This window comes from Photobacterium sp. GB-56, assembly GCF_003026105.1.
Classification (GTDB): domain Bacteria; phylum Pseudomonadota; class Gammaproteobacteria; order Enterobacterales; family Vibrionaceae; genus Photobacterium.
In genome coordinates this window covers 23,868-37,495 of record NZ_PYNW01000014.1, presented here as the reverse complement: position 1 = coordinate 37,495, position 13,628 = coordinate 23,868, and the positions used below count along the sequence as shown (strand labels likewise).

The following is a 13,628-nucleotide window of genomic DNA, read 5'->3' as shown; positions in this document are numbered from 1 at the left end:
GACGTTGAGGATAAATTATGACTCAGGCCATTCTACAATTGAATGATATCGAGAAAGCGTTTCCCGGTGTGAAAGCGTTAGATAGAGCCAGCCTTTCTGTGTATGCGGGTCGTGTAATGGCTCTTATGGGCGAGAACGGAGCGGGCAAATCAACCTTAATGAAGGTGCTTACTGGGATTTACCAAATGGATGCAGGAAGTATTCATTATCAAGGTCAACCTGCTGCATTTAACGGCCCACGTGATTCACAAGAAGCCGGCATTAGTATTATTCACCAAGAGTTAAACTTGATCCCTGAATTAACCATTGCCGAAAACATTTATCTTGGGCGTGAATTCACGGGCATGATGGGACGGATTCAATGGGGAAAAATGTATGATGAGGCTGATAAGCTGTTAAAACGCCTTAACGTGAAACACTCCTCAAAAACCTTATTGGGTGACTTAAGCCTTGGCGAACAACAAATGGTTGAGATTGCCAAAGCCCTTTCGTTTGAGTCTAAAGTCATCATTATGGATGAGCCAACAGACGCGCTGACTGACAAAGAAACAGAATCGTTATTCACCGTCATTAATGAACTTCGTGAGCAAGGTTGCGGCATTGTTTACATCTCTCACCGTTTAAAAGAAATCTTTGAAATCTGTGACGATATCACTGTATTGCGTGATGGGAAGTTCATTGGTGAATGCCAAGTTAAAGAAACCAATGAAGATGGGCTGATCGAGATGATGGTGGGTCGTAAGTTGGAAGAGCAGTACCCACGTATTGCCGTAAAACATGGCGAAACTTGCCTTGAAGTATCGGGACTCACAGGCTCTGGTGTTCATGATGTTAGTTTTTCTCTAAAACGTGGTGAAATTCTTGGTATCTCAGGGTTAATGGGCGCGGGGCGTACTGAATTGATGAAATTGATTTACGGCGCGCTACCTATTGAAGCTGGTGTTATTAAGCTGAATAACCAAGTTATAAAGCCTGTGACACCACAAGACGGTTTAAATAACGGTATTGCCTATATCTCTGAAGACCGAAAAGGCGATGGCCTTGTTCTGGGCTTATCTGTAAAAGAAAATATGTCTCTTTGTGCTTTGGATAAACTCACAAAAGGTGTGCAAATTCAGCATAAAGAAGAAGTGGTTGCCGTTGATGACTTCATTAAAATATTCAATATCAAGACGCCAACACACAATCAAATTATCGGTAACTTATCCGGTGGTAACCAGCAGAAAGTTGCTATCGCAAAAGGGTTAATGACCCAGCCTAAAGTTCTTATTCTTGATGAGCCAACACGTGGTGTCGATGTTGGTGCTAAGAAAGAAATCTATCAACTCATCAACAAATTTAAAAGTGAAGGTATGAGTATCATTTTAGTCTCTTCTGAGATGCCTGAAGTGCTCGGTATGAGTGATCGCATCCTCGTTATGCATGAAGGACGAATTACTGGCGAATTCGATGCTAAAGAGGCAGATCAAGAAAAACTACTCGCGTGTGCCGTTGGCAAAAATATGAATGAGGAAGCAGCATGAGCACGAATACGATGAATAAACCCACTGAACAAAATCGTCAAAAGTGGTTGAGTAAAGAGTGGTTAATTGAACAAAAATCATTAATTGCATTACTTTTCTTGATTGTTGTTGTGTCCTTTTTAAACCCTAACTTTTTTACCGTCGACAATATTCTCAATATTCTTCGTCAAACCTCTGTTAACGCGATTATTGCCGTCGGTATGACCTTGGTTATTTTAACCGCAGGTATCGATTTAAGTGTCGGTTCAGTGCTCGCGTTATGTGGCGCATTGGCTGCCAGTATGATTGCTTTAGAGGTACCCGTTTTAATCGCAGTGCCAACGGCTTTACTTGCTGGCGCGTTATTGGGGGGGATTAGTGGTGTAATCATTGCTAAAGGTAAGGTTCAAGCCTTTATCGCAACCTTAGTGACGATGACATTACTGCGTGGTGTCACCATGGTGTATACCGATGGACGTCCTATCTCTACAGGTTTTACTGATACTGCTGATGTGTTTGCATGGTTCGGTACAGGTTATGCGCTAGGTATTCCTGTTCCTGTATGGCTGATGGTGTTTGTCTTTGCAGGTGTTTGGTACCTTTTAAACCACACTCGTTATGGTCGCTATATTTATGCTCTTGGGGGCAATGAATCTGCGGCTCGTCTTTCAGGTATCAATGTTGATCGTGTGAAAATTGGTGTGTATGCCATTTGCGGTATGTTAGCAGCACTAGCCGGCATTATCGTGACTTCTCGCTTATCTTCTGCTCAGCCTACGGCTGGTATGGGGTACGAATTAGATGCCATTGCAGCTGTTGTATTAGGTGGTACGAGTTTGATGGGAGGCAAGGGACGTATCATGGGTACGTTAATTGGTGCTCTTATTATTGGCTTCTTGAATAACGCACTGAACCTACTGGATGTTTCTTCTTATTATCAAATGATTGCTAAAGCTGTTGTTATCTTGCTGGCGGTGTTAGTGGATAACAAAAACAAATAATACGCTACGAATTATTACAGAAAACAAACGAGCCAGATGACGTGAACTGGCTCGCCCCTACAAAAGGACTAGAACAATGAAAAAAATCGCAACGCTTATTTCAGCTGCACTTATTTCTTCTACGGTGTCTTTCGCGGCACAAGCGCAAGAGACTATGGCTATTGTCGTATCGACGTTGAATAACCCGTTTTTTGTATCAATGAAAGATGGTGCGGAAGCTAAAGCAAAAGCGCTTGGATATAATTTGATTGTATTGGATTCACAAAACGATCCAAGTAAGGAGCTGTCGAATATCGAAGATTTAACAGTACGTGGAGTGAAAGCGATTCTGATTAATCCGACAGATTCTGATGCGGTATCAAATGCTATTCGTATTGCAAATCGCGCCAATATTCCGGTATTGACCCTTGATCGCGGTGCACGCCGTGGTGATGTTGTTAGTCATATTGCTTCTGATAACGTTGCGGGTGGTGAAATGGCAGGCCGTTTCATTATGGAAAAAGTGGGGGAGAAAGCAAAAGTTATTCAGCTTGAAGGTATTGCAGGAACATCTGCCGCGCGTGAGCGTGGTGAAGGTTTCATGAAAGCGGTAAAAGACAACGACATGGATCTTTTAGCAAGCCAGCCTGCAGACTTTGATCGCACTAAAGGTTTGAACGTAATGGAAAACTTGCTGGCTGCAAACTCGAATGTACAAGCTGTATTTGCACAAAATGATGAGATGGCACTGGGGGCACTTCGTGCGGTTCAAGCATCAGGTAAAAATGTCCTAATTGTGGGCTTTGATGGAACTGAAGATGGTATTGCTGCTGTTAAGCGCGGTAAATTAGCGGCGACGATTGCACAACAACCTGATTTAATTGGTGCGCTTGGTGTGGAAACGGCTGATAAAGTACTGAAAGGTGAAAAGGTTGAAAAGAACATCCCTGTGCCACTTAAAGTCGTTACAGAATAAGATCTAACCCCTTTTATTGTTATTTCTTCATCACGATACAGAGTAACCCATTCTCTTGTTTGGGTTGCTCTTTCATAAAGCTAACAATGTTGCACAATAAATGACAAAGCCCTAATAGGTTTAAGTTTTTGATAGATCTTAAACCCATTACTCCTTTGACGTTAAAGGGTTAACAGAACTAAGGATTAAAGAATGAGTAAGTTAGTAGTATTAGGCAGCGTCAATGCTGATCATGTTCTTCAAGTACCTTCATTTCCTCGCCCTGGGGAAACGTTGCATGGTCGTAACTACCAAGTTATCCCAGGTGGTAAAGGGGCTAACCAAGCGGTTGCCGCTGCGCGTTTAAATGCTGATATTGGGTTTATTGCGTGCGTAGGTGATGATGCGTTTGGCATGTTGATGCACGATAATTTCATCAAAGATGGAATAGATGTGCGTGGTGTGAAAACAGAAGTGGGCACACCGACCGGTATTGCGATGATCCAAGTTTCTGACTGCGGTGAAAATAGTATTTGTCTCTCGGCTGAAGCGAATAACAAGTTAACAGAGCAAGCGATTGAATCTGATTTAGACATGATTCGTCAGGCTGAATATTTACTGATGCAATTAGAAACACCGATGTGTGGTATCGAAAAAGCAGCAAAAGTAGCGAAATCAGCCAATACGACAGTGATTTTAAATCCAGCGCCTGCTCGCGAATTATCAGATGAGTTGTTAGCGTGTGTTGATGTGATCACGCCTAATGAAACCGAAGCTGAAGTGTTAACTGGCGTAACAGTAACGGATAACCAATCAGCACAGCAGGCGGCGGATATTCTGCATGGTAAAGGCATAAAAACCGTAATGATCACTTTGGGTGCGAAAGGGGTATGGTTAAGCCAAAACGGTTCAGGCGATATTATCTCAGGGTTCCGTGTTGAAGCAACAGATACGACGGCGGCTGGCGATACCTTTAATGGCGCGTTAGTGACTGGTTTATTAGAAGATTTGGCTTTAGAATCAGCTATTAAGTTTGCTCATGCTGCCGCTGCGATCTCTGTCACTCGCTTTGGTGCGCAAACGTCTATCCCTACTCGTGAAGAAGTGGATTTGTTTTTAGCGCAACACGCCTAATTAAGGAGAAATAACTTGGCAACGATGAAAGATGTCGCGAAACTGGCAGGGGTCTCTACCTCGACAGTGAGCCATGTTATTAATAAAACCCGCTTTGTCAGTGATGAAATTGCAGAGCGGGTAAATAAAGCGGCGAAAGAGCTCAATTACTATGCACCTTCAGCCTTGGCACGTAGTTTCAAAGTTAACCGTACTAAAACCATTGGTATGCTGGTAACAACCTCAACCAACCCTTTCTTTGGCGAAGTGGTTAAAGGGGTTGAGCGTCATTGTTACCATAAAGGCTACAGTTTGATTTTGTGTAATACTGAAGGTGATCACCAACGTATGCACGAATCAATCAATACTTTGCTGCAAAAGCGTGTTGATGGATTAATTTTAGTTTGTGCGTCGCTAGAGGGTGAGCGTTTCGATATTTTTGAGCACTATGCTGATATTCCTGTCGTGGTTATGGATTGGGGACCGATGCTGTTCACTAGCGATAAGATTCAGGATAACTCGCTGCGTGGTGGTTATATGGCAGCGAAACATTTGATTGATGCTGGGCACAGCGATATTGGTTGTATCACAGGTCCGCTGGAGCGAAACCAAGCTAAAATGCGTTATAACGGCTATTTAGAGGCGATGGATGAAGCTGGCTTTATTGTTAATCCATCATGGGTAGTGGAAGCGGATTTTGAATGTGAAGGTGGTTATAACGCTTTTATTCAATTGCATGAAAAAGGAACATTACCCAGCGCTTTAGTTGTTGCCAATGACATGATGGCAATGGGGGTGATTAATGCTGCGAATGAGCTTGGTATTCAGATCCCTGAACAACTTTCTATTATTGGTTACGACGATATTCATATTGCGAAGTTTATCTCTCCGTCCCTTACAACCATTCACCAGCCTAAATATCGTTTAGGCCAAGCTGCTGTTGAGGCGTTACTTAAACGTTTAGATGCCCCTGATAGTTTCCCGCAAGTGATTGAGCTAGAGCCAACTTTAGTTGAGCGAAAGAGTGTGCGGAAGTTAGGTTTAGTTGATTGATTGTTTCGTCACTTTGAAAAAGAATAAAAAAACACCCAGCATAATTTATGCTGGGTGTTTTTTTATTTATGAATATTGGATAACAGCCATCACGAGTACGACAACCATACTGCTTAACATAGGCACAGATGTCCGTTTAACGACATCGATAGGTGTTAAGTCAGACATACCTGCAACGGTAATAATAACGCCAGCCACAGGTGACATGGTTCGACCGATACCAGCTGCAAATAAAATTGGAAGTAATGGTAATAGAGGGTTTACACCAAAGTTTGTCGCAATTTGCGGAACGATTGGAATAAATGCCATTACTGGTGCGTTGCCTGAACCCGTTATAAAAGCGGTTAATAAAATAAAACCAGAGAAGACAATCACAATACCTGCAGGACCAAGATCAAAAGACTTAGCATTGCTAATTAGGGCGCTAATTGCGCCAATGTTGGTTAAACCTGCAGAGAAATATTCAGCTGCGATCATTAACGTTAGCACGCTCGCAAAGATCATACCTGTTCCTTTCAACCAAGCTTCAAAGTTATTGAAAGCACGTTGAACCGAACGGAAACGAATCGCTTCAATGAGAACACAAATTGTAATTGTCGACATCATTGCGATTGGAATCGTCATCGTTATTGATTCCATCACCATACTTGAAAAGCCGAATAAAAATACGAAAGGTAATACGGGTAGTAATGCGTAAAAGCCCGGTACCACATCGGTATTATCGTGTTCTTGTTCTAGTTTCTCGAGGTATTTACCGCGATCATCTGCGGGGTTATAGCCATCCTTTCGATCACAGTATCGCTGCCAAACAATATTTACAACAGGGATAATAAGTAATAGTAACGCTTGGAAAATTGTTTGGTGGTGTACAACAAAATCCATAATTTCTACATTAATGGTGTTGGCACCAATGACGGCATTAATTTGTCCTGGGCCGTACTCCCATGAAGTTGGAATAACGATGGTCGCAACCGCTGTTTTAGCACTGACACCCGCGTTTCGTAATACAGGATATAAAGTGCCCATTAGTAGTAAAGATAGCGATGTTGCACCTGTAATAAAGACATACATGATAGAGACAAATAGCAACACAAGGATCAATAAGATATATGGGTTTTTTACAGCCATCACCGGACGAGATGTTGCTTTTACTAGGGCTTGAGATGCGCCAATATGGTTTAAGTAAGTTGAAACACCCGCGATAGAAACGAGTGTTAAACCGACTTTTCCTAGTCGAGTGTTGGTTATTTCAGTAAATTTTTGCCATAAGTCGAAGAATAGAGCACCTTGTGTTTGGCCGTCAGGAAGAACAGGGTTGATGCCTGAAAGGGAAGCATAAGCTAGAAGGAATAAACCTGCGGTGATTAATGTTGCTTGAGGGTTAAACTTTTTTAGCATTGAATAGGCAACAAGCCCAACAATTGCAATCGTAAATATATATTCCATTTTAATCTCATTGTCCGATGATAAACAGGAATATTATTGATGCTTAAAGAGAATAAATATTGATCGTGAATAATTAATGCTATATCTATTACTATGCGTTATTAAAAATGGAATGATCATCACTAATCTTGTAAAAGCAGAGTATGAGATTAGATAATCTTTTGTTTTAAAAAATTATTCTGATGATTTTTATTAGGTAACTTTAAACTTTTCTATATGATTAAGGTGTAGGTGATGCTGTCTAATTATTTTTTGATCTTGATCTAAAAAACACATTGTAGTCTTTAATATGAAAAGCCATAGAAACAGTACTATCAGTGATGTTAAGTTCACTGAATATATAGATTTAATATTGAATGCATTCTGATATAAATACAATGCAGAAAGAAATCCAATAGCAATAAGAGAAATATCTTTATAAGTACTTAATATTTTATAAGAGTTATCATTACGAAACTTATGGCTAAGTAATTCTTCGTCAATGGTTGTGGATAATAAGTGATATATTTTTGTTAGCGCAATGTATAGTTGCTGGTTATCAATATGCCTTAAAGATTGTTGCTCAATTTCATCTATTAAATCTATAGCAAAATTTATAGGTATATAATTTTCACCTACTTTCTTGATCAAGATTTGAAACTTACACACTAACTCTTTTTCTTCTGAGTATTCTTTTTTTAGGGGAATTTTCAATTGACAAAAAATATCTTCTATTTCAGTAAGTGTTTTAGAAGGAATGTTTATCATCAACATAACGTTTACCTGTCGTACTATGTGAAAGTGATAGCTGTATTCAATATAATTGTTTACTTGAATACAGCTATTTTTATTTCATTAAATAAATGCTAAGAGTGGAGAAATACAAAGTAAAATACCTGTAATGATAATCAAGTTTGTTGATAATCCTTTGTACTTGTGGAGGTGAGGAACTTTATATACAAGATAAGCAGGAATTAGACACCCTACAATACCAAAGATAGGCGAACAAATTGAAGTAAAAGATAAAATCGGTAAGTTTAACGCAACGGCTCCCCATGCGATTAAAATAGTAAACAAGATCGTTAATTTACTTACTAATTGTTTGTTTATATTTTCTCGCTTATATTTTCGTTCCAGAACATTCATTGCCATACCACTGCACGCTTCTTTGAATGCGAGGAAAACACCAAAGAAAGAGGTCACAACAGCAAAAATATTAATGATGACACCTACAGCTGTTGCCCAACTACCAGGGAAAAAGTGTGCGATCATGGCTAACGCAGAGATGTTTTCTTGTTTTGCATGCATTGCTTCATCTTGGCTAATTGCAAAAGTAAACGAAAGAGCAAAGAAAAAAACAGAAACGAAGAGTACGGTAAATGCAACTTTCATTGCTCTCAAAGCCTTATAACGCGCGACTTCGATGGATTTTGCATGCGAACGATAGGAGATAACCATTGGGCTCAATGATTGGATAAATAGAATAGAGGTTAATGTAAAAGGCAGTGTAATGATGGCATTTTTGATTAATGGTTGCCAATTTCCAATTTTAGGCACATTAGCAAAGTCCCATTCAGGGATCATTAATATCCCCATTATTGCAACTAAACTAATGACTGTAACCGCCATTACACCAGATATTTTAAAAAGAATTTTTTCACTTTTTGAACCAATGAAACATAACAAGCAAATAAGCCCTAAACCATAAAATATATTATGATTTAAATGATGTTCTGTTATTCCAAAAGAGTGTAAATATGAAGCACTGTCATTAGTCACTGATAATGCATAAACTAATACCCAAATAACAAGCATAAGGAAATAGAGTGCACCAAGACATATTCCCCAGTTTTTTCCTAAATATCCAGAAATAACACCTGGGTAATCTGTACATTCTTTTGATTCAGCTAGTGTATTAATAAATAACTTTTGAAATAAATACATTGCAGGGTAACCAATCACAGATGATAGTAAAAATACCCACAGCCCCATGACGCCTACTTGTACTGGAAGAAATACAATTCCTGCGCCAATTGCCATTCCAATACTCATTACAATCCATCCAATATCTACATTATCGAATTTTATTGCTTCCTTCCATTCCTCTTTTGTCATGTTTGCTTTTTGGTGTAATGGAGTATTTATATCATTGGGTAGGGGAAAAGTATTAACTATCATTGCAATATCCTGTTATTAATTTTATGGATTATTCCCCGATATTATTAATGTTTTTTAAATTATATTTTTTGCTTATTGGTTAGGGTGTAAGTCATATCACATAAAAAACTCGGCCATATATGACAAATGTGATTAACATATTAAAAACATAAAATATAACATTTCATATATAAAATGTTATTTTTATATTATAACTTTATATACTTTTAGAAGTGAGACTAAATTCAAAGCAACTAAAATTAATCTATGTAATAAGATCCTCTATTCATATTTTAAACAATCAATTGCACAGTGTTCGATTGTGTTGTATGGTAAATAAAAATAAAATTATGCAATGACACGAGGTGTGTATGAGTCAATTATCTTTATTAAAAAAGCAATCCTTCCTGCCGTACTTTATTACGCAGGCACTGGGTGCTTTCAATGATAATCTATTCAAAAATTTTCTATTACTCGTGATTGTATTTTCATCACTGTACAACCAAGCTGAAAGTGCCATGCTGGTGAATCTTGCCGCTGGTTTGTTTATTTTTCCTTTCTTTATTTTTTCACCGTTAGGTGGGCAGTTAGCGGATAAATATGAAAAATCACGGTTAATTCAGACGCTAAAATTGATCGAAGTAGGCGTAATGGCATTAGGTGCATGGGCGATACAAATGCAATCGATCCCTTTGCTCTTGGGTCTATTATTTTTGATGGGGGCCCAGTCTGCTTTTTTCGGACCGGTAAAGTTTGCATTGATGCCGCAACACTTAAAACAAAAAGAGTTACTTGCTGGTAATGCATTAGTTGAGATGGGGACGTTTCTTGCGATCCTTGGTGGGACCTTATGTGCTGGCTTTATTTTTCATACTGAAGACCGCGCATTTACAGCCTCTGTTTGCGTTGTTGTACTATCTCTTCTTGGCTTTGTCAGTAGTCTTTTTATTCCAAAAGCATTGCCGAATAACGCTGAATTAGCGATTAATTGGAACCCTATTAAACAGGTTGTAAAAACAATCCGTATTACTAAACAAAACCGCACCGTCTTTTTATCAATTTTAGCCATTAGTTGGTTCTGGTTTGTGGGAGCGACCTATTTAACTCAACTTCCACACTTTGCGAAAACATTTATTAGTGATGATCCTCAATATGTCACAATGCTACTGACTATTTTTTCAGTTGGCATTGCGCTAGGAGCGATTGTTTGTGAGAAGTTATCTGGCGATAAAATTGAATTAGGTATTCTCCCGCTTGGGGCTTTAGGCATGAGTGTGTTTGGCTTTGATCTGTATTTTTCAAGCCAAACTATCATCACCTCAAATTCAATGACTGTGGTTGATTTTACGCTTAACAATTATCGTTTACTGCTTGATTTAATGTTACTTAGTGCTTCAGGAAGTATCTTTGTTGTGCCGTTAAATGCGTTAATTCAGCAACGAAGCGAAAAAGAACACCGTGCTCAAGTGATTGCTGGTAATAATGTTCTTAATGCATTGTTTATGGTTGGCAGTGCGTTATTCTCAATTGTGATGTTAACAGTCGTTCATTTATCAGTTCTCGAGCTGTTTCTTTCTATCGCGTTACTTAATGTGATTGTATCTATTTACGTATTTAGTCAAGTTCAAGAATTTTTAATACGCTTTATCGTGTGGATTATTTCCCGCGTTCTCTATCGAGTGAAATCAACGGGGCTTGATAATATTCCTGAAACGGGACCTGCTGTTTTAGTGTGTAATCATGTTAGCTTTGTTGATGCAATCTTAGTGGGTGCAGCCAGTCGTCGACCTGTTCGTTTTGTCATGGATAAAAATATCGCGAATTTACCTGTGATGAAGTATTTCTTTAAATGGGCGAAAACGATCCCTATTTGTTCACCAAAAGTATCAACTGAAATTTATCAACAAGCTTTTGATCAAATTGATAAAGAGCTTTCATCTGGCGAAATTATTTGTATCTTTCCCGAGGGGAAAATTACACGTACAGGTGAAATAAATGAGTTTAAACGTGGTATTGAACATATAGTAAAACGTAATCCTGTCCCTGTTATTCCGATGGGATTAAAAGGGGTATGGGGTTCTATCTTTAGTCGTAGCGGACGATTTACGATTATGCGCGCGATAAAACGTTTTCGCTCTGAGCTTGAAGTTGTTGCTTCTACACCGATACCGGCAGAACAAATATCAGCTGAAAAATTAGAAAAAGTGGTTTATCAATTAGTGAATAATTAGTATTCGCCAAGCTGGAGTATCTCAGTTTAAGCATTTGTGAGTGAGGACTGGTATTTGAGCTAGCTGAGCGAACGAGGAAAAAACGCTTCTTATCTTCAATGACGTTAGGAGAGTTACGCGCGGTATGAACAATATCTGTGTCCGTAATCTGCCAACGAATCGGTTGTTTAAGATAGCCGTGTTGATGTAATCGTAAGAGTAAAAAGTACGTACACTGCATTTAATCTCCTTATGGAATTTTTCAAGCGTAGTCTATAACTAGAATTGTAAATATAATTTATAACTTTTTGTTATAGGTATGTTTGATGTTTTTAGGAAATAAAAAACAAGAGGGACAAAATGATGAATAAGACAAAAACTTTACTCTTCACCGCTCTCGCTTTGGGGGTATCTCACCAAGTGTTAGCACAAGATCTCACGGTTAAAATGACTGATCTACAAACAGGTAAACCTGTTGGTACGATTGAACTAAGCCAAAATAAATATGGGGTAGTATTTACACCTGAACTGGCAGATTTAACACCAGGAATGCATGGTTTCCATATTCATCAAAATGGTAGCTGTGCTTCATCAGAAAAAGACGGCAAAGTTATTTTAGGTGGTGCAGCAGGTGGGCATTACGATCCGGAGCACACGAATAAACACGGTTTTCCATGGACTGATGATAATCATAAAGGTGATCTGCCAGCACTGTTTGTGAGTGCAAATGGTTTAGCAACTAACCCTGTTTTAGCGCCACGTTTAACGTTGAAAGAACTAAAAGGTCACGCAATTATGATCCATGCGGGTAGCGATAATTACTCTGATACGCCAAAAGCATTAGGTGGCGGCGGTGCACGTGTTGCCTGTGGTGTGATCCAATAAAATAGTGAAAACCAACAGCAAGGTTGTCGCTGTTGGTTTTATTTTAATCAGATTAAGTTTTTTATAGACAGCCAGTCAATTGTAAAATATGTAAAAATGTGAAATTAATGGTGATTTTGAAATATTCCCTTCATAACCTTTAATAAAATGTGGTCTTAATCAAATTTAAAAATCTCACAATAGCGTAATTTCTCGCTCGCATTCGGTCTTTGAGTGTCTATTGCTTATATGGATATGCGAGTATCATGAAACTAAATAAAACAACCCTTGCCGTAATTGTGGCATCTAGCATCGGTATTGGCTGGCTGACGCTAGGGGGAACACAAGTCATCCTTGATAAAACATCTAGCACTGAGTTCTGCCTTTCTTGTCATTCAATGGAAACCCCATACAAAGAGTATTTAGGCTCTGTGCACTTCAGTAACGCGAAAGGCATCCGAGCTGAGTGTTCTGATTGCCATATTCCACAAGAACCAATGGAATATTTATGGACTAAGATCCGCGCGACCAAAGATGTTTATCATGAGTTTGTGACCGGTAAGATTGATACTGACGAGAAGTATGAGCAGCACCGTGCAGCCATGGCGGAAACGGTATGGGAACAGATGCGCGGTAATGATTCTGCGACTTGCCGTAGCTGTCATGATGAAGATGCAATGGAAACTTATGATCAGTCGGAAGATGCACAGAAAATGCACTTGTATGCGGCGGAAAATGATCAAACCTGTATCGATTGTCACAAAGGCGTTGCACACCTTCCACCTGAAGCCAAAATGGATTCAACCGCGCTTGATCACCTGTTAGATGAAGCGCAGACAACCCCAGCAGATGCAAAAGTGGTGTATCCAGTACAAACCATTGCGATGGGGGATTTAGGTTCTATTAACCCAGCGACACCACTGAAAAACCTTAAAGATGAAAATGGTAAGCGCCAAGTTGAGCTCTCGGGCTACCAAATGCAAGGTGCCGAGCAAGTGCTGTACATGGGCGAAGGTCAACGTGCCATTATTGCGACCTTAACCAAAGACGGTGAATCAGCATTAAAAACGGGTGAATTTAAAACCGATGATTATGGTAATCAATGGCGTCCAGTATCGCTTGTGGCGACGATTGAAGCGCCAGTGCTTGATAGCCAACAACCGCTTTGGGATTACGCAGAGCAGCTCGATAACGTGTTCTGTTCAACCTGTCACGCTAAGATCCCTGCAAACCACTTTACCGTAAACGCATGGCCTTCAATAGCGAAAGGCATGGGCGATCGCACGTCTATTTCAGCAGAAGATCTTGAAATATTAACGAAGTTCTTCCAGTACAACGCCAAAGATGTGGTAGGTCACTAAGCATGAAT

At 39.5% G+C, this 13,628-nt stretch carries 11 protein-coding genes; 8 read left to right on the top strand and 3 right to left on the bottom strand.

Annotated features, from left to right (window positions below; all coding sequences use genetic code 11):
• Positions 1 to 17 precede the first annotated feature (17 nt).
• The 5 genes from rbsA (at position 18) to C9J42_RS16590 (ending at position 5,603) form a co-directional block, all read left to right on the top strand.
• Positions 18 to 1,523 (top strand): ribose ABC transporter ATP-binding protein RbsA, encoded by a 1,506-nt coding sequence (gene rbsA / locus C9J42_RS16610; protein ID WP_107302176.1) that lies wholly within the window; start codon positions 18 to 20, stop codon positions 1,521 to 1,523.
• Complete coding sequence (gene rbsC / locus C9J42_RS16605; protein WP_107302175.1) at positions 1,520 to 2,503, top strand: ribose ABC transporter permease; 984 nt, start codon at positions 1,520 to 1,522, stop codon at positions 2,501 to 2,503. Before rbsA ends, rbsC begins: the two co-directional genes overlap by 4 nt.
• A 76-nt stretch (positions 2,504 to 2,579) precedes the next feature.
• Positions 2,580 to 3,458, top strand: a complete 879-nt coding sequence (gene rbsB / locus C9J42_RS16600) for a ribose ABC transporter substrate-binding protein RbsB (RefSeq protein WP_107207090.1) — start codon at positions 2,580 to 2,582, stop codon at positions 3,456 to 3,458.
• A gap of 192 nt (positions 3,459 to 3,650) precedes the next feature.
• Entirely contained in the window at positions 3,651 to 4,571 is a 921-nt protein-coding gene (gene rbsK / locus C9J42_RS16595; RefSeq protein ID WP_107294419.1) for a ribokinase, read from the top strand.
• Between the two features lie 15 nt (positions 4,572 to 4,586).
• Positions 4,587 to 5,603 (top strand): substrate-binding domain-containing protein, encoded by a 1,017-nt coding sequence (locus C9J42_RS16590; protein WP_107292908.1) that lies wholly within the window; start codon positions 4,587 to 4,589, stop codon positions 5,601 to 5,603.
• Positions 5,604 to 5,669: 66 nt separating this feature from the next.
• Here C9J42_RS16590 and dcuC read toward each other — a convergent pair whose 3' ends face one another.
• The 3 genes from dcuC to C9J42_RS16575 all read right to left on the bottom strand — a co-directional run bounded on the left by dcuC (position 5,670) and on the right by C9J42_RS16575 (position 9,206).
• On the bottom strand, positions 5,670 to 7,049 hold the full coding sequence (dcuC, locus tag C9J42_RS16585; protein ID WP_107302174.1) for a C4-dicarboxylate transporter DcuC: 1,380 nt from the start codon (positions 7,047 to 7,049) through the stop codon (positions 5,670 to 5,672).
• A gap of 192 nt (positions 7,050 to 7,241) precedes the next feature.
• The gene (locus C9J42_RS16580; RefSeq protein WP_107207086.1) at positions 7,242 to 7,802 is read right to left on the bottom strand and encodes a hypothetical protein; all 561 of its coding nucleotides are present in this window, start codon (positions 7,800 to 7,802) and stop codon (positions 7,242 to 7,244) included.
• 81 nt (positions 7,803 to 7,883) lie between these two features.
• Positions 7,884 to 9,206, bottom strand: a complete 1,323-nt coding sequence (locus C9J42_RS16575) for an amino acid permease (RefSeq protein ID WP_158259276.1) — start codon at positions 9,204 to 9,206, stop codon at positions 7,884 to 7,886.
• Between the two features lie 350 nt (positions 9,207 to 9,556).
• Between C9J42_RS16575 and C9J42_RS16570 the strand changes: the two genes are divergently transcribed.
• The 3 genes from C9J42_RS16570 (at position 9,557) to C9J42_RS16560 (ending at position 13,620) form a co-directional block, all read left to right on the top strand.
• Positions 9,557 to 11,416, top strand: coding sequence for an MFS transporter (locus C9J42_RS16570; protein ID WP_107207085.1), 1,860 nt, complete (start codon positions 9,557 to 9,559; stop codon positions 11,414 to 11,416).
• 342 nt (positions 11,417 to 11,758) lie between these two features.
• Positions 11,759 to 12,280 carry a superoxide dismutase family protein gene (gene sodC, locus C9J42_RS16565; RefSeq protein ID WP_107207118.1) on the top strand — a complete coding sequence of 174 codons (522 nt, stop codon included), beginning with the start codon at positions 11,759 to 11,761 and terminating at the stop codon, positions 12,278 to 12,280.
• Between the two features lie 245 nt (positions 12,281 to 12,525).
• Entirely contained in the window at positions 12,526 to 13,620 is a 1,095-nt protein-coding gene (locus C9J42_RS16560) for a NapC/NirT family cytochrome c (RefSeq protein WP_107207084.1), read from the top strand.
• The last annotated feature ends 8 nt before the right edge of the window (positions 13,621 to 13,628 follow it).